12 protein-coding genes are annotated in these 18100 nt (G+C 64.2%); 8 read left to right on the forward strand and 4 right to left on the reverse strand.

Features of this window, described 5'->3' with window-relative positions; translation table 11 throughout:
* The first annotated feature begins 143 nt into the window (after window positions 1-143).
* Window positions 144-770 carry a C40 family peptidase gene (locus tag ASB57_RS09080; protein WP_057651930.1) on the forward strand — a complete coding sequence of 209 codons (627 nt, stop codon included), beginning with the start codon at window positions 144-146 and terminating at the stop codon, window positions 768-770.
* A gap of 198 nt (window positions 771-968) precedes the next feature.
* Here the strand turns inward: ASB57_RS09080 and ASB57_RS09085 are convergent, their stop codons facing one another.
* Complete coding sequence (locus ASB57_RS09085; protein ID WP_057651931.1) at window positions 969-1742, reverse strand: SDR family oxidoreductase; 774 nt, start codon at window positions 1740-1742, stop codon at window positions 969-971.
* Between the two features lie 102 nt (window positions 1743-1844).
* Here ASB57_RS09085 and gmk point away from each other — a divergent pair, with 102 nt between their 5' ends.
* The 3 genes from gmk to ASB57_RS09100 all read left to right on the forward strand — a co-directional run bounded on the left by gmk (window position 1845) and on the right by ASB57_RS09100 (window position 5071).
* Window positions 1845-2477, forward strand: a complete 633-nt coding sequence (gene gmk / locus ASB57_RS09090; protein WP_082621481.1) for a guanylate kinase — start codon at window positions 1845-1847, stop codon at window positions 2475-2477.
* Window positions 2478-2547: 70 nt separating this feature from the next.
* Window positions 2548-2751: a DNA-directed RNA polymerase subunit omega gene (gene rpoZ / locus ASB57_RS09095; protein ID WP_057651932.1), complete on the forward strand. Its 204-nt coding sequence runs from the start codon at window positions 2548-2550 to the stop codon at window positions 2749-2751.
* Between the two features lie 22 nt (window positions 2752-2773).
* The gene (locus ASB57_RS09100) at window positions 2774-5071 is read left to right on the forward strand and encodes a bifunctional (p)ppGpp synthetase/guanosine-3',5'-bis(diphosphate) 3'-pyrophosphohydrolase (protein WP_057651933.1); all 2298 of its coding nucleotides are present in this window, start codon (window positions 2774-2776) and stop codon (window positions 5069-5071) included.
* Window positions 5072-5140: 69 nt separating this feature from the next.
* On the opposite strand, the gene glnQ is transcribed toward ASB57_RS09100, so the two are convergent.
* The 3 genes from glnQ to glnH form a co-directional block, all read right to left on the reverse strand.
* The gene (gene glnQ, locus ASB57_RS09105) at window positions 5141-5869 is read right to left on the reverse strand and encodes a glutamine ABC transporter ATP-binding protein GlnQ (protein ID WP_057651934.1); all 729 of its coding nucleotides are present in this window, start codon (window positions 5867-5869) and stop codon (window positions 5141-5143) included.
* Window positions 5866-6525, reverse strand: coding sequence for a glutamine ABC transporter permease GlnP (glnP, locus tag ASB57_RS09110; protein WP_057656039.1), 660 nt, complete (start codon window positions 6523-6525; stop codon window positions 5866-5868). The genes glnQ and glnP overlap by 4 nt, the downstream gene beginning before the upstream one ends.
* Window positions 6526-6716: 191 nt before the next feature.
* Window positions 6717-7472 (reverse strand): glutamine ABC transporter substrate-binding protein GlnH, encoded by a 756-nt coding sequence (gene glnH / locus ASB57_RS09115; protein WP_057651935.1) that lies wholly within the window; start codon window positions 7470-7472, stop codon window positions 6717-6719.
* 200 nt (window positions 7473-7672) lie between these two features.
* On the opposite strand from glnH, the gene ASB57_RS09120 reads away from it, so the two are divergent.
* From ASB57_RS09120 to ASB57_RS09135, 4 genes are all read left to right on the forward strand, one after another.
* On the forward strand, window positions 7673-8368 hold the full coding sequence (locus tag ASB57_RS09120; RefSeq protein WP_057651936.1) for a YafY family protein: 696 nt from the start codon (window positions 7673-7675) through the stop codon (window positions 8366-8368).
* Window positions 8369-8599: 231 nt separating this feature from the next.
* Window positions 8600-13255 carry an autotransporter domain-containing protein gene (locus tag ASB57_RS09125; protein WP_057651937.1) on the forward strand — a complete coding sequence of 1552 codons (4656 nt, stop codon included), beginning with the start codon at window positions 8600-8602 and terminating at the stop codon, window positions 13253-13255.
* On the forward strand, window positions 13255-17433 hold the full coding sequence (locus ASB57_RS09130; RefSeq protein WP_057651938.1) for an autotransporter domain-containing protein: 4179 nt from the start codon (window positions 13255-13257) through the stop codon (window positions 17431-17433). The genes ASB57_RS09125 and ASB57_RS09130 overlap by 1 nt, the downstream gene beginning before the upstream one ends.
* A gap of 114 nt (window positions 17434-17547) precedes the next feature.
* Window positions 17548-18099 carry a hypothetical protein gene (locus ASB57_RS09135; RefSeq protein ID WP_057651939.1) on the forward strand — a complete coding sequence of 184 codons (552 nt, stop codon included), beginning with the start codon at window positions 17548-17550 and terminating at the stop codon, window positions 18097-18099.
* The last annotated feature ends 1 nt before the right edge of the window (window position 18100 follow it).

Below are 18100 nucleotides of genomic sequence, written 5' to 3' on the forward strand. Positions count from 1 at the left end.
CCGAGTACCCGCGTAGTACCCCGCAATATCGAGTACCGAGTACCCCCGCAGTACCCCCTAGCAGTGCCCCGAATTCAGTACCTTCGCCGGCTTGAACGTTGTTGAAGCCACGCCATTAGCACTCCATCATCTGAAGTGAAGTTATGACGCCGCCGACGAGAATCTCGTTTTTCCCCCGTTCCCTATTCACCGCTGCCTGCCTGTCCCTCGCCGCCCTGGCTTCGATCCCGGCTGCCGCGAATGCGATGATCGTTGCCGACGCGCTCGGTGACATCAATGGCCTTTCCGCCAATAACATCCCCACGGTTCCCACGCTGCGCGAGCGCGTCGTCGAAGCCGGCCTGGATGCCATCGGTACGCCCTATTCCTGGGGTGGCGATGGTTCGGATGGCGGTTTCGACTGCAGCGGTCTGGTTGCTTACGTCTTCAAGGAAGTCGCCGGCATGGCGCTGCCGCATCATGCTGCCTCGCAGCAGAGCGAAGGCAAGCCCATCAGCGTTGCGCAATTGCAGCCTGGCGACCTGGTTTTCTTCGGCAGCACCACCACTTCCCGCAAGGGCAAGGGTAAGAAGGCCAAGAAAGTGATCAGCTACCGTACGTCGCACGTCGGTATCTATATTGGCGACAACCAGTTCGTGCACGCGCCGACGAGCGGATCCAGCGTGCGTATCGACGACCTGGATACCAGCTACTGGGCCAAGCACTTCAACGGCGCCCGCCGGTACCTGAGCCCTGGCCAGAACCAGCAGGTTCAAGTCGCGAATCGTTGATTCCGCTTTTTAGCGGATAAGAATGAAATAAGCCCGGTTTCTGAAGAAACCGGGCTTGGGGTCCTTCTTGAAGACACCCTGGACTCGTAAGAGCCACGGATCCCGCCCCGCTTCGAAAAGGGCCTGGTTTCTTTAGAAACCAGGCCCTTTTTCATTACCGAAGGGCCCGATTTCTTTAGAAATCGGGCCCTCTGACCCTTAGCCACGCCCCAAAAACGGCATATTCGTCGCCATGATGGTCATGAACTGCACGTTCGTATCCAGCGGCAGGGCCACCATGGACGCGACAGCGTTGGCCACGTGCTGCACATCCATCCGCGGCTCGGCGCGCACGCTGTGGTCCGGCTGCAAGACGCCTGCCACCATGCGGTCGGTCATCTCCGTGGCCGCATTGCCGATGTCGATCTGACCGCAAGCGATGTTGTACTGGCGGGTGTCCAGCGAAATCGACTTGGTCAGCCCCGTCACCGCATGCTTGGTCGACGTGTACGCAATCGAATAAGGCCGCGGGGCGTGCGCGGAAATCGAACCGTTGTTGATGATCCGGCCACCCTGCGGCTGCTGCGCTTTCATGATGCGGATGGCCCCCTGCGCGCACAGGAACATCCCGGTCAGGTTCGTATCGACCACATTGCGCCACACATCGACCGGCAGGTCCTCGATCGGCACCGCCGGCGCACCCCGCCCGGCATTATTGAACAGCACGTCCAGACGGCCGAAACGCGACTGCACCAGCTCGAACAATTCCCGCACGGAAGCTTCCACGCAAACATCGGTCGGCACCGCGACGGCCCGCCCGGCGGCCGCGCCCGCCGCGCCACGAGTCGCTTCCAGCGCGTCCGCGCGCCGTCCCGCCAGCACAACCTGGTAGCCGTCCTCCAGCAGCCGCAGCGCCACCGCCCGGCCTATGCCGCTGCCCGCGCCCGTTACCACCGCCACCTTGCCGTTGCCACGCTCGTCATTCGCTTGCATTCAAAGCCTCCTTGGAAGATTGCGCGATCCTACTCCCGCGCGGCACGATTTGGTATCCTTCGCCAACGCCGCGATCCCCGGCTAATCCGCATTCTTATCACCATGTCCACTACCTACGGCAACGTCTTCATGGTTGTCGCGCCCAGCGGCGCCGGCAAATCCAGCCTGGTCAGCGCCCTGCTCAAGCAGGACCCCAGCATCAGCCTGTCCATCTCTTGCACCACCCGCGCGCCACGCCCCGGCGAGGTCGACGGACGGGAATACCGCTTCGTTTCGCAAGAGGAATTCCTGCGCCTGCGCGACCAGGACGCGCTGCTGGAATGGGCCGAAGTCCACGGCAATTTCTACGGCACGCCGCGCGACCGCATCGACGAAGCCACCCGGCTGGGCCGCGACGTCCTGCTTGAAATCGACTGGCAGGGCGCACGCCAGGTTCGCCAGCGTTTCCCCGCGGCCATCGGCATCTTCATCCTGCCGCCGTCCATCGAAGAGCTGGAGGCGCGCCTGAAAGCCCGTGGCCAGGATGAGCCCCAAGTCATCGCACGCCGACTGCTGGGCGCCGGAGGGGAAATCGCCCACGCGCCCGAGTGCGAATATGTTATTATTAATCAAGAATTTAGCGTGGCCCTGCTGCAGCTTGTACAAATCGTCAGCGCGGCCCGCTTGCGTTTTTCCTCGCAGGCCGTCCGCCATGCCCAGTTGTTCTCGCAGTTGGGTATTTCGGCGCCACACTAAAAAACGCCCTACTACCGCGTCCCAACCTCCACGGCGACGCGGTTTTAACTTTTTCAGTACCAGGTGACTAATGGCTCGTATTACCGTTGAAGATTGTCTGAACCATATCCCCAACCGTTTCACGTTGACCCTGGCCGCCACGTACCGTGCGCGCGAATTGGCCCAGGGCCATGCGCCGCGTTTGGACAGCAAGGACAAGCCCACCGTGACCGCCTTGCGCGAGATCGCTTCTGGCCTGACCGGCACCGAAATGCTGCGTAAAGTCCCGACCTGATCTCATCCGGGGGGTGGCTCGCATGGCATTTCCCGGACTGAAGTACGCTTCTACCGGCCTGCTCGCCGCGCTTCGCGCGGGTTCCCGCCTGGGTCGCAGGCCCGGTAAAAAGAATCGCAATTCGCCGCCCTCGCCCGCCGAGGCGGCCGCCCAGGAAGCCGCCGACGCACCGGGTTCACCCGTCGCGTCCCTGGCGCCGCTGACCGAAATCATCAGCGGCTACCTGGACAAGAAAGACGTCGAGCGCGTGCGTGAAGCCTACCGCTTCGCCGACCAGGCCCATCTTGGGCAATTCCGCGCCAGCGGCTCCCCTTATATCTCCCACCCGATCGCCGTCACGGAAATCTGTGCGGGATGGAAGCTGGACGCCAATGCGTTGTCGGCCGCGCTGCTCCACGACGTCATCGAAGACCAAGGTGTCACCAAGACCGAGCTGGCGGAGCGCTTCAACCCTGAAGTGGCCGAACTGGTCGATGGCCTGTCCAAGCTGGACCGGCTGGATTTCGCCACCAAAGCCGAACAACAGGCCGAAAGCTTCCGCAAGATGCTGCTGGCGATGGCGCGCGATGTTCGCGTCATCCTGATCAAGCTGGCCGACCGCGTCCACAACATGCGCACGCTGGATGCGGTCACGCCCGAAAAGCGCCGCCGCATCGCGCGTGAAACGCTGGACATCTACGCGCCCATCGCCCATCGCCTGGGCCTGAACCTGCTGTTCCGCGAGTTGCAGGACCTGTGCTTCGGCGCCATGTACCCGAACCGGTATCAGGTCCTGTACAAGGCCGTTCTGTCCGCGCGCGGCAACCGCCGCGAAGTGGTCACCAAGATCGCGGACTCAGTGCGCGCCGCGCTGCCGGCGGCAGGCATCGAAGCCGAGGTCAACGGCCGCGAGAAGACGCTGTACGGCGTCTATCGCAAGATGGTCGACCAGAAGAAGACGTTTTCGGAAGTGCTGGACATCTACGGCTTCCGCGTCATCGTCCATACGCTGCCCGAGTGCTACCTGGCGCTCGGCACCTTGCACCAGCTGTATCGGCCTGTGCCCGGCAAGTTCAAGGACTACATCGCCATTCCCAAGGTGAACGGCTATCAGTCCCTGCACACCACCCTGGTGGGCCCCTACGGCACGCCGGTGGAATTCCAGTTCCGCACCCGCGACATGCACCATGTCGCCGAAGAAGGCGTGGCTTCGCACTGGCTGTACAAGAGCACGGACGTCTCGCTCAACGACCTGCAGAAGCGCACGCACCAATGGCTGCAGTCTCTGCTGGACATCCAGAGCCAGAACAGCGACTCGGGTGAATTCCTCGAACACGTCAAGGTCGATCTGTTCCCCGACGCGGTCTATGTCTTCACGCCGCACGGCAAGATCATCTCCCTGCCGCGCGGCGCGACGCCGGTGGACTTCGCCTACGCGATCCACACCGACATCGGCAACCAGGCCGTGGCGGCCAAGGTCAACAATGAATTCGTGCCTTTGCGCACGGAGCTGGCCAGCGGCGACACGGTGGAAATCGTCACGTCGCCCGCCTCGCGGCCCAACGCGCAATGGCTCAATTACGTGCGCACCGGCCGCGCGCGCTCGGAAATCCGCCATTACCTGCGCACGGTCAAGTACGCCGAGTCGGTGGTCTTCGGCGAACGCCTGCTGAGCCAGGCCTTGCAGGAACTGCATCTGCAGCTGCCCGCCACCGACGATCCCAGCTGGGAAAAGCTGGCGCGCAGCACCGGCGCCGCATCGCGCGACGAGATTCTGGCGGATATCGGCCTGGGCAAGCGTCTGGCGGCCGTGGTCGCGCGCCGCTTCGCGCCCGAGCATGACCTGATCGCCACCACGGCTGGCGTGGTCGATGAGATTACCGCGGCCCGCGCGGCGCCCATCCTGATTCAAGGCAACGAAGGCCAGGCCGTGCAGTTGGCGCCTTGCTGCGGGCCTTTGCCCGGCGACGCCATCATCGCCGGCATGCGCCTGGGCCATGGCCTGGTGGTTCACATCGCGGATTGCCCGGTGGCCTTGCGGCAGCGGACACGCGAACCGGAGCGCTGGATCAACGTGGCCTGGGATGCCCAGACCGCCAAGCATTTGTCGACCCGCCTGGACATCGTCACGCGCAATGAACGTGGGGTACTGGGACGCCTGGCCGCCGAGATCACGGCGACGGACGCCAACATCATCCACGTGACGATGCATGACGACGCGGTGGCGACCGTGTCCTTGCACCTGACGGTGCAGGTGGACAGCCGCAAGCATCTGGCGCAAGTGATACGGGCCATCCGCCATGTGCCGCAAGTGCAGAAGATCGTGCGGGTGAAGGGCTAGTTCAGACTGCACTGGGCGAAAAAAATGGGATCTCTTGTGAGATCCCATTTTCATTTGAGCCGCATCGTTTTAACTGACGTGCTGCAAGAAGTCGCGCAAGCGCTGGCTGGGCGGATTGGACAAGAGCTCTTCCGGCTTGCCGTCATGGGCCACCTGGCCGCCGTCGATGAAGATCAGCCGGCTGCCGACCTTGCGGGCGAATTCCATCTCGTGGGTGACGACCACCATGGTCATCCCCTCCTCCGCCAGGTCGCGCATCACCTTGAGCACTTCGTGGCGCAACTCGGGATCCAGGGCCGACGTCGGTTCGTCGAACAACATCAGCTTGGGCTTGATGGCCAAGGCGCGCGCGATGGCAACGCGTTGCTGCTGGCCGCCGGACAGCTCGGACGGGTAGTGCCCCATACGCTCGCTCAGCCCCACCTTGGCCAGCAGGGCCTCCGCTTCGGCACGCGCGTCATCGCGTGACATGCCGCGCGTATGGACGGGCCCGAACATGACATTCTCCAGCGCCGTCAGCTGGGGAAAGAGATTGAACTGCTGGAACACCATGCCCGCCTCGCGGCGGATTTCGCGGACCTCCGCCGGCGTGCCCTTGACGCTCAGGCCATCCACCAGCAGATCGCCGTCCTCGATGCTTTCCAGCACGTTGATACAGCGCAGGAAGGTCGACTTGCCGGAGCCGGACGGCCCCACCACCACCACGACCTCGCCATTGTCGATGTTCAGGCTGATGCCGCGCAGGACGGTCGAGTCGCCGAATTTTTTGCTGACGTTCTGGAATTCGACCATGCTCATAGTATGCGCATCCTTTTCTCGGCGATCCGCAGGGCCAGCGCGATGGCGCCCGTCAGGATCAGGTAAATGACGGCCACGGCGGACCAGATTTCAACCGCGCGAAAATTGCTGGCCATGATTTCCTGGCCCTGCCGCGTCAGTTCGGCCACGCCGATCACGATGAACAAGGACGAGTCCTTGAGACTGATGATGCATTGATTACCCAGCGGCGGAATCATGCGGCGCACGGCCACCGGGCCGATGATGTGCGTCAGGATCTTGTGGAACGGCAGGCCCATGGCCTGGCCCGCTTCCTTCAGGCCCTTGCTGACCGACAACAGCGCGCCCCGCACGATTTCCGCGATGTACGCGCCGGAGTTGATCATCAGCGTGAAGATGGCCGCCCATTCGGCATCGACGCGCAAGCCGTCGATCAGCAGCGGCAAGGCGAAATAGATGAACATCACTTGCACGACGATAGGCGTGCCGCGGATGATCGCCACGTAGACCTGGGCGATCGCGGACAGGACCAGGCCGCCGTAGGCGCGCGCAACCCCCGCCAACGCGCCGAAGATAAAACCACCGAGCAGACCCCAGAAAGTGATCTTGATGGTCATCAGCGTCCCGTCAAGCAGATTGGGCCAGGCCGCCCAAATGACGGAGCTATCGAAATTCACAGGCATCCCCATGGAAGACGTCGACGCGACTCCCATGCCCCAGGGACAGCCCTGGGGCATGGGGAGCCGGCGCGCGCCGGAATTGAAATGGAACCGCCGGCGTCCAGGCAAGGACGCGCAAGGGCGCGGCGCCTGGGTCAAGAAGCAAGGGCCTCATCGATGCCGGCGGTATGTCGCGGAAGACCTGGAAATCAGGGCTTCTTGCCGAACCACTTGACGTAGATGGCGTCGTATTGGCCATTGGCCTTGAGCGTGGCCAGGGCCTTGTTGACCTGCGGCACCAGATCGCTGCCCTTGGGGAAGGCGATGCCATAGAATTCACCACTCTTCACATTGCCCGCCACCTTCACCCGGCCCTTGCCGGCGGTGTTGGCGAAGTACTGGACGTTGGGGGTATCGTGTACGGCCGCGTCGACGCGGCCGGTGGCCAGCTCCAGATACGCGTTGTCGATATTGGGGAAAAGCTTGAGCTTGGCGTCCGGCACCTGCGCCTTCAGGAAGTCCACGGTCGACGTACCCGTCTTCACCGCCACGTTCTTGCCGGCCAGGTCCTTGGCGGTCTTGATGTTGTCGTTCTTGTCGCTGACCAGAATGGACAGGCCGCTTTCGTAGTACGGGTCGGAAAAATCGATGACTTGCTTGCGGTCGTCGCGGATGGTGATGCCGGCCAGCGCCGCGTCGATATTCTTGGTTTGCAGACCGGGGATGATGCCGTTGAAATCCATGGGCTGCAGCCGGTAATCGAGCTTCAGTTCCTTGGCAATGGCGGCCCACAGGTCGATATCGAAGCCGGTGTAGGTATTGCCCTGCTTGAACTCGAACGGCACGAAGGCTGTGTCGGTCGCGACCACGAGTTGCTTGCCTGATTGGGCGACGGCCGGCGTGGCCGCGGCAAACAAGGTGACGGAAAGCACGGCCAGAGTCGCCGCGATTTTGCGTTTTAGCATGGGGTAAACCTCCTTGTTGGGGGACGGCGCAAGCCCTTTTGCGGAACGCGTGGCGCGCCACGGGGTGGGCAAGAGCCAAATTCATCTTAACTCAGGTGCCCCGCTGAGTGACCTTTTCAGCCATATCGATCCATGCCTGCATAATTCCCGCCAAAGCAACTCGATTTCCCGTCAACCTCGCTTAAAAGGCTAGCCCTCTCATGTCCCGCGCCGAACGCCTGTTAGCGCTCATGCAAAGCCTGCGCCGCCACCGCCATCCGGTCAGCGGACGCGTGCTGGCTGGCGAATTGAATGTCAGCCTGCGCACCCTTTACCGGGACATCGCCAGCCTGCAGGCGCAAGGCGCCCATATCGAAGGCGAGCCAGGCTTGGGCTATGTCCTGCAGCCCGGCTTCCTGCTGCCGCCCTTGATGTTTTCCGCCGGCGAGCTGGAGGCATTGATGCTCGGCGCGCGCTGGGTGATGAAACGCACGGACAAGGAGCTGGCCCGCGATGCGCAAAACGCCTTGGCCAAGATCGCGGCGGTGCTGCCGACGGATTTGCGCCAGTCCCTGCATGACAGCACCTTGCTTATCGGACCGGCCGATATGGAGCCTGGCGGCGAGGAGCACCTGCCCTTGCTGCGCCAGGCCATCCGCAAGGAACGCAAGGTCGGCATCCGGTATCGCGATCAGGACGGACGGGAGAGTGAACGCCTGATCTGGCCGTTCGTCCTGGGGTATTTCGAGCGGGTGCGGATGCTGGGCGCATGGTGTGAACGCCGCGAGGCCCTGCGTCATTTCCGGGTGGATCGCATCGTCGCGCTGGTGGCCAGCGAGGAACGTTATCCGGCTCGGCGGCTGGCGCTGCTGAAGCAATGGCGCGAAGAGAAAGGGATTCCGGCGGACAAGAGCTGACGTCGGCTGTCGCGCCGCGGTCGCATTGAGTCAGCCGCTACGGGTTCACGTCAACATGCCGCCGATGTGAAAACACGCAAATATCGGAAGTGAATACACACAAAGACACAACAGTCTCCTTAAATATTTGACTTGTCGTAACATTCGTAATAGATTGCGTTACACATCTTACGATTCCGATCGATGCCAGTTTTCGATCGGAGAAACGCCTCCCTATTCCGACTGAGCGACATGAATCACATTTACCGCATCGTCTTCAACCGTGCCCTGGGCGTCTACCAGGTTGCTTCCGAAAATGCCTCGGCCCATCGTTCGGGTTCCAAGCGCCTGGCGCTGTCCGTCACCGGCGCGCTGATCCTGGCCGCCTTGGCTGGCGCACCGGCGGGTGCCTTTGCTCAGTCCGCCAGCGCGGGAGGAACAGGCGGCAACGGCGGCGGCAGCGGCACTCCTGTCGGGACCGGCGAAGGCGGCCTGCCGGGTGAAGACGGCATCGCTGGCTACGACATCATCGTCAACAACATGAATGGCGCTAGTGGCGGCGGTGGCGGTGGATCCGGCGCAGCGGGCGGCAAGGGCGGCCTGAGTGTCGACTCGACCGAGGCATCGGGTGCGCTGGGCGGCACCGCCGGGGTCGGCGTCACCATCACTGGCAGCTACACGACCGGCAACGCTGGAGGTAATGGCGCCCCCGCGGCGTACCCTTCTGACGGTGGCGGTGGTGGCGGCGGCGGCGCGTCGGCCGGTATCTATTCGAGCAGCACGACGATCTCCGGCACCTATACCGGCGGTGCGGGCGGCAAGGGTGGCGACGGCGACGTCGATGCGTCCAGCGGCGCGGGCGGTGGTGGCGCGGGGGGTTACGGCGTGCAAGTCACGGCGGGCAATCTAACCGTCGACACCGGTGCCTTTGTCTTTGGCGGCGCCGGCGGCGCCGGCGGCGATGCAGCGAACGGCATGGGCGGCAATGGCGGTGACGGCGGCATCGGCGTGCAGTTCATCGGCGGCGGCACGTTGACCAACAGCGGCGAGATTTTCGGCGGCCAGAGCGGCGGCGGCGGTAACGGTGCGACATCATCCGGCTCCAGCGGCAGCGGTGCCGCCGGGGTAGTCCTGGGTGATGGATCCACGCTCATTAACTCGACCAGCCCGGATAGCAGCATCACCATCAACGGCGGCAACATTGGAAATTCGAATCTCTCGGGAGCCCCGTTGCGGGGCGGTTCGGGTGTTGTCGCTGGAAGTAACACGGTTATCTTCAATGATGCCTATATCAGCGGCGGCCAGGGGGCAACGCTGGGACTGCAAGGCTACGCGGTCGAAATCAATGGCGACAACAGCCGGCTGGTATTGCAAGACAACAGCGTGCTGGTCGGCAATGTCGTCGCGCGCGGCGCCGGCAACACGCTGGAATACAACATCGTCAACAATGATCCCGGCCTGAACGTCGCGAATATCGTGACGGCCGACCCGGACCTTTACTTCATGGGTCAGGTAAAGATCTTCGGCTTCTCCGACTACTACAAAACAGGCACCGGCAAACTGAGCCTCAACGGCACCACGGCCGCAATCACGGACTGGACGGTCAAGGAAGGCACGCTGGGGATCCAGAACGAGACCAACCTCGGCGCGGACGGCAGCACGCTGACGCTCAACGGCGGCACGCTGTACGTGGAAAACAGCGGCACGATCAGCGCCACGCATGCCATCGCGCTGGGCCCGGATGGCGGCAACTTCGAGTCCCGTACCGGCCAGACCGTCACATTGGCCGGCGTCATTACCGGCACAGGTGAACTGTCCAAGACGGGCTTCAGCAACCTCGTGCTCGCCGCGGCGAACACCTACACGGGCGCGACACACGCCATCGAAGGCACCATCACGATCGGTGACGGCGCCACCAGCGGCAGCATTGCGGGCAACATCAAAATCGATGAGAACGCGGCTGTCGCCTTCGACCGGAGTGACGACATCACCTACGGCGGCGTCGTCGCAGGCGCCGGCGCGCTGGTCAAGAACAATGCCAACACGCTGACCCTGACCGGCAACAGCACGGGGACCGGCACCGGCCTCAACAGCTGGGTCATCAACGGCGGCACACTGCAGGTCGGTAATGGCGGCACCATCGGCAGCATCGCCGCCGACGTCAGGATTCAAGCCGGCGCCCTGGTCTTCGACCGCGCCGGTGACAGCACCTATGCCGGCGCCGTCTCCGACTACGACTCCCTCACCTACGCCGGTACGCTGGAAAAGCGCGGCACTGGCACGCTGACGCTTACTGGCGCCAACACCTACACCGGTGGCACGACCATTACCGGCGGCACGCTGCAGGTCGGCAATGGCGGCACCATCGGCAGCATCGCCGGCGACGTGACCACCGCCGCCGGGGCCACGCTGGCCTTCAATCAGCAGGGCACCATCACTTTCGGTGGCCTCATCCAGGGCGGCGGCTCGCTGGACAAGCGCGGCACCAATCAGTTGATCTTGACCAACGACAACACCTACACCGGCGGCACTCGCGTCACCGGCGGCAATCTGATGGTCGGCAACGGGGGCACCCATGGCTCCATCGTTGGCGATGTCCAGGTCGATCGCAACGCCGCCCTGGGCTTCAATCGCAGCGACGACGTGACTTTCGCAGGTGTCATCAGTGGTGAAGGCGGCCTCTCCAAGCTCAGCAGCAACACGCTGACCCTGACAGGCGACAACACTTTCACCGGCCTCATCAATCTGTACCAAGGCACCCTGCAGATCGCCGATGGCATCACCAGCGGGAAAATCGTGGGCGACGTATCGATGCGCAACGGCACGACGCTGGTCTTCGCGCACCAGAACTCGTCCAGCTCGCCCTACGACGCCTATGACTACACCGGCAATATTTCCGGCACCGGCCAGGTGGTCGTGAAGGCCAACGCGGCGGTGGCGCTGGTCGGCAACGCCACCCACACGGGCGGCACGGTGGTGAACTCGTTCGGCGAACTGACGATCGGCAACGGCGGCACCACGGGCAGCCTCAGCGGCGACGTGACGCTGAACAGCGGCTTTCTCAGCTTCGACCGCTCCAACGATTACACCTACGCGGGCAACATCAGCGGTGACGACAACAGCGTCATCTTCCAGCGCGGCACCGGCACTACGACCTTGACGGGCACCAATCTGTTCGGAGGCACCACCCGCATCCTCAATGGCACGCTGGAGGTGAACGGCTTGCTGGGCGGCTCGATCCTGACGCAGCAAGGCGGCACTTTGGCGGGTACCGGCCAGGTCGCCAGCGTCGAAGTGGCCGACGGCGGCATCCTGGCACCGGGCAGCAAGGCCAACCCCACCGGCACGTTGACGATCAGCATGCTCAACATGAACGCTGGCTCCACCTTGCGCGTCACCGCCCTGCCCGACGGCAGCGCCAGCAAGGTCATAACCCCTGGGCCCACGACGCTGCTGAGCGGCGCGAAGTTCCAAATGGCGGGTCTGGGCAACGGTCTGTATGCCGAATCGACCACGTATAACGTGCTGCAGGCCGCGGCTCTGACAGGCAAGTTCACCGTAGTCGGCAGCGACCTCGCCTTCCTGGAGCCGTCGCTGTCCTATACCGCCACCAGCGTCGACCTGACGGTCAAGCGCAAGGAGGTCCCGGTGGATCCGGGCCAGGGCGGCGGTGACACCAGCACGGGGGGCGGCGATACGAGCACCGGCGGTGGTGACACCAGCACCGGCGGCAACACCGGCAGCGGCGGCGGTACGCGCCCCATCCGCTTCGCCGACCTCGCCGGCAATCGCAACCAGCGCTCGACCGCCAATGCGCTGCAATCCTTGCCGAGCACCAGCGCGCTCTACTCGCGCGTGCTGAACCTGCCTAACGGCACGCCGGAAGCGGTGTTCGCCAGCCTCAGCGGCGAGGCGCATGCCTCCACCAGCAACATGCTCAATGGCGTGGCGTCGAACGTCGTCAGCCTGCCCATGTCGCACCTGCGCGCCAACATGGCTGCCGGCTTCATGCCGGGACGTCCCACGGCGCAACTGGGCCGCGGCGATGCCTCCGCCCTGCCCCAGTCCGCGGCTCAGCCCGTCTGGGCCCAGGTCTTCGGCAACTGGCGCACACTGCGCGGCACCGGCGATTCGGCCGAAGTGCGCCAATCTGATGGCGGCCTGTTCGTCGGCGGTGACCAGGCCGTGGGCGGTGGCTGGCGTGCCGGTGGCGCGCTCGGTTATACCGGCAGCCACAGCAGCATCAAGGGCTTGTCCTCCCGTGCCGATGTCGACAGCTACAGCGGCGTCATTTACGGCGGCAAGGCTTTCGAGGCGGGTCCCGGCAAGATCAACCTGACCCTGGGTGCCGCCTACACGTGGCACGACATCGACACCAAGCGTAGCGTCAACGCCGCCGGCGTGGGCCAGCAGCTGAAGGCGTCCTATGGCGCCAACACCGCGCAGTTCTTCACCGAACTGGGTTATGCCTTGCCGATTACCGACCGGATCACGCTGGAGCCCTTCGTCGGCGCCGACTACAGCGACCAGCGCACCCGTGGCTTCGGCGAATCGGGTGGCGATGCCGCGCTGATGGGTTCGAGCAGCCACAACAAGGTCGGCAGCAGCACCTTGGGCCTGCGCGCGCAGACCACCTTCGAAAGCGGCAATTCGCTGGGCCATCTGTACGCGACGGCCGGCTGGCGCCACTCCTATGGTGATCTGGATCCCACCACCACCATGGCCTTCGATGGCAGCCAGTCCTTCTCCGTGGCCGGTGCTCCCATCGCTCGCGATGCGGCCGTGGTCTCGCTGGGCGCCGACATCGCCGTCACCCGTTCGACCACCGTGGGCGTGAACTACGGTGGCCAGTTTGGCGGTGGCAACCGTCAGAACAGCGGCGCGGTGAACGTGCGCTGGCGTTTCTGATGCCACTTGATGTGACCATCCAGCAGACCGCTTCTGGAAATGCCTCGGCCCATCACCGGGCCGAGGCCGGCTTCAGACGCCTGTCACTGTCCGTCACGAGCGCATTGGTCGTGGCCGCCCTCGCCGGCGCGCCAGCCGACGCGTTCGCACAAGTGGTCGGTAGCGCGGGCGCCGCAGGCGCGGATGGGGGCAGCAACGGCGACGGCGGTGATGGTGGCGCGGGCGGCTACGGCTTGCAACTAAACTTGGGCGACTGGACGCTCGCCCCGAACGCTACTGTCGATGGCGGTGTCGGGGGCGCCGGCGGCGCTTCGCAGACGGGTTATGGCGGCAGCGGCGGCGACGGCGGCATAGGCGTGCAGTTCGAAGGCGGTGGCACGTTGACCAACAACGCCACTGTCTCGGGCGGCATGGGCGGTGCCGGGGGTGTTGGGCTAACGGGATCTGGCGCGAGCGGCCGCGGCGGCGCGGCGATTGTTCTGGGTGCAGGCTCCACGCTTATCAACAACAACATCCTTGCCGGCGCTGCGGGCTCCACGGATGCGTTGCGGGGCAATGCGGTGGAGTTCACCGGCAGCAACAGCCGGCTGGTCCTGCAAGACAACGCTATCTTGCAAGGCAACGTCATTTCGCGAAGTACCGGTAACGTACTGGAATTCAAGCTCGCGAACGGGGATTCCAGCCTGGACGTCTCGAGAATCGCAGCGACCGCGCCGACAGCGTATGAGAATGACGCAGCGAAATTCTTCGGTTTTTCCAAGTACGAAAAGACAGGGGACGCCACCCTGTCTCTAAGCGGTACTACAGCGGCCGTCACGCCTTGGATTATCAAAGGCGGCACGCTCTCGATCAGCAGCGACGGCAATCTTGGCGCGACCAGCGGCGGACTGACACTGGACGGCGGCACGCTGAGCATTGCTACCTCCTACACAACCCTTAGCGCGGCACGCACCATCAATTTGGGCGCGGCTGGTGGCACTTTTGACACCGAGCTCTACCGAGTCGGCTATATCAGCGGCGCCGTCACGGGTTCGGGGAGTTTGACCAAGTCCGGCGAAGGCTATCTGATCCTCATTGCTGACAATACCTTTACCGGCACAACGTATGTGAAAGGTGGCACGCTAAGACTTGGCGACCTCACCGACACAGGCAATCTGACCGGTGATCTGCACGTCGCCCGCGCTGCGGTAGTCGAGCTAACCCGCCTGGGCGACTACACCTACGGCGGTGCCATCAAGGGTCCGGGCCGCGTCGATGCTTATGTGGACGGCACGCTCACGCTAACTGGCGAGAATGTAAATTGGTACGGCCCTGATAAGGGCATCCTGCGGATCTATTCGGGCACCGTTCAAATCGGCAATGGGGGCACCACCGGCAGCATCGACGCTGACGTCCAGATGGTAAAGGGCTCGCTGGTCTTCAATCGCGCCGATGACAGCGAGTATGACGGCGCGATTTCCGACTACGACCCGCTCGTCTACGTCGGCACGGTAACGAAACTGGGTACCGGCACGCTGAGCTTCACCTACGAAAACTCCTACACTGGTCTCACCCTGGTCAAGGCCGGAACGCTGCAAATCGGCAACGGTGGCCTCGACGGTGGCCGCCACGGCAGCATTGCCGGCAACGTGCTGGTGTCCGCGGGCGCTACCCTGGCGTTCAACCGGGAAGACAACGTCACCTTCGGCCAGGTCATCAGTGGCGAAGGTTCGCTCGACAAGCGCGGCATCGGCCAGTTGACCTTGACCGGCACGAACACGTACACCGGCGGCACACGCATCTCCAACGGCAGTCTGTTCGTTGGCGACGGCGGCACCAGAGGCGCCATCGTCGGCGAAGTGCAGATCGACCAGGGCAGCAGCCTGGGCTTTAACCGCAGCGATGACGTCACCTTCGAAGGTGCCATCAGCGGCGCTGGCGGACTTCTCAAGCTCAACACCAACACGCTGGCCCTGACCGGCAACAACACATTCACCGGCGGCATCGAGCTTGCTCAAGGGACGCTGCAGATCGGCGATGGCGCAAGCAGCGGCGCCATCGCCAGCGATGTCAGGACGAACAGCGGCACCACGCTGGTCTTCAACCGCCGCAACGCGTCCAGTTCTCCCTCCGCCCCCTACGATTACGCTGGCACTATTTCCGGCGCCGGCCAGGTGGTCGTGCGCTCCAATACGGAAGTCGCGTTCACCGGCGCCGCCACGCACACCGGCGGCACGGTCGTTGAATCCAACGCAGCCCTGGCCCTCGGCAACGGTGGCACGACGGGCAGCCTGGACGGCGACGTGACCTTGCAAGGCGGCGCCTTCGGCTTCCAGCGTTCCAATGACTACACCTACGCCGGCGCGATCACTGGCGATTCGACCAGCCGCATCGTCCAGGCCGGCGACGGTACCATGTCACTGACCGGCGACAACAGTGGCTTCAATGGTGTGGTCTACATCACCAAGGGCACGCTGGAAATCAATAGCGCGCTGAACGGCAGCGCCGCCGTCCTGAATGGCACGCTGGCCGGCACCGGCCAACTGGCCATGGCCCAGATCGGCGCCGGCGGCACCTTGGCGCCCGGCAGCAAGACCAATCCTACCGGCACCTTGACCGCCAATGGTCCCGTGCAGTTCGCCAACGGTTCGACCCTGAGCATCCATGCTCTGCCCGACGGCAGCAGCAGCAAGCTTGTGGTCAACGGCACGACAACGGTGCAGGACGGCGCCAGGTTCCAGATGGTCGGTCTGGGCAATGGCTTGTACACCGAATCAACGACCTACAACGTGTTGCAGGCAAGCGGTGGCGTCAGCGGCACCTTCACGACGGCCGGCAGCAGCCTTGCCTTCCTGGAGCCGGTGCTGTCCTATAGTGCCGATGCCGTCGACCTGACGGTCAAGTTCAAGGAGGTGCCGGTGGAGCCGGGCCAAAGCGGTGCGGGCGGCAGCGAGACTGAAGGTGGCGACACGGGCGGTGGTGATACCGGAGGCAGTACCGGGGGCAACACAGGCAACAACGCTGGAAGTAACGCCGGCAGCAGCACCCGACCCATCCGTTTCGCCGACCTGGCCCTGAATCGCAACCAACGTTCGGTTGCCGGCGCGCTGCAATCGTTGCCGTCCACCAGTCCCCTCTACACCCGCGTGTTGAACCTGCCGGAAGGCACGCCGGCCACCGTCTTCCAGAGCCTGGCTGGCGAAACCCACGCGTCCACCAGCAATACGCTTAACGGGGTGACGTCCAACGTCGCCAGCCTGCCGATGGCGCAGCTGCGCGCCAACATGAACGCCGGCATGCTGCCCGGCCGTCCCACGGCGCAGATGGGCCGTGGCGACGCGTCTTCCCTGCCCCAGTCCGCGGCGCAGCCCGTCTGGGCCCAGGTCTTCGGCAACTGGCGCACGCTGCGCGGTACCGGCGACTCGGCTGAAGTGCGTCAATCCGACGGCGGCCTGTTCGTCGGCGGTGACCAGGCCGTCGGCGGTGGCTGGCGTGCCGGTGGCGCGCTGGGTTATACCGGCAGCCACAGCAGCATCAAGGGCCAAAGTTCGCGCGCGGACGTCGACAGCTACAGCGGCGTCATCTATGGCGGCAAGGGTTTCGCGGCCGGTTCCGGCAAGATCAATCTGACCCTGGGCATGGGCTATACCTGGCACGACATCGAAACCCGGCGCGGCGTCAATGGCGCGGGTGTGGTTCAGCAGCTGAAGGCGTCCTATAGCGCCAACACGACTCAGTTCTTCACCGAACTGGGCTACGCCCTGCCGGTGAACGAGAGAATCGTGCTGGAGCCCTTCGTAGGCGCCGACTTCAGCGACCAGCGCACGCGTGGCTTCGGCGAAGCGGGCGGCGATGCCGCGCTGATGGGCAAGAGCACCCATAACCAGGTTGGCAGCAGTACCCTAGGCCTGCGTGCACAGACGACGTTTGAGAGCGGCAGCGCGCACGGACGCCTGTACGCCACCGCCGGCTGGCGCCACTCCTACGGCGACCTGGACCCGACCACCACCATGGCCTTCGATGGCAGCCAGTCCTTCTCCGTGGCGGGTGCTCCCATCGCTCGCGACGCGGCCGTGGTCTCGCTGGGCGCCGACATCGCCGTCACCCGTTCGACCACCGTGGGCGTGAACTACGGTGGCCAGTTTGGCGGTGGCAACCGTCAGAACAGCGGCGCGGTGAACGTGCGCTGGCGTTTCTGATACGCTGAGGGATAGTCGGGGGCGGGGCAGCATTGCCCTGCCCCCGGCGAAGCTTGCATAGGGGCATGCCATGTCCCCTTTCCTAAGCCGCCGATCAGGATCCCCGCCCCCGCCATGAAGCCACTGCTCCTGCGCCTTGCCGTTTGCTCCATCGCGTTCCTGCCGCTTGCCGCGCCGCGCGCCGCCGAGGACCCCGCCGCAATCCAGGCGCGTTTGACCGAGATGTCCCCCGGCTCACAGGTAGCGTGCCACGCCGACAAGTACGGTAATCCCGACTGCAAAGTGGACGACTTTCGCGTGGACTATTCCGGCTGCGACGTCGAGTACGGGGCGGTCGCGGTGAAAGGCGGCGTGGACCTGCAAGACAACATCAACAATCGTGGCGGCCAGACCGCGCATCTGCACGATCGCCAATTCGTTTGCATCGCCGCCAGGGCCCGCGACAGCCACGACAAATACCGCTACTACGTCATCGCGCCGCCCACCGCCGTCGTGCCGGACTGCAAAGGCAAGTCCATCTGCCGCGACGGCGACCAGCCCATCCTGTGGCTGGGCCCGTACACCGGCAAGATGTGTGACCGCACGAAAGCCGGCGAATACATCGGCGACTGCGCGTCCGGCTGGGTCGACCAGGGCGTGCTGGACGAATACTCCAACGGCATCTAGC

This window comes from Bordetella sp. N (assembly GCF_001433395.1).
Taxonomy (GTDB): domain Bacteria; phylum Pseudomonadota; class Gammaproteobacteria; order Burkholderiales; family Burkholderiaceae_B; genus Bordetella_C.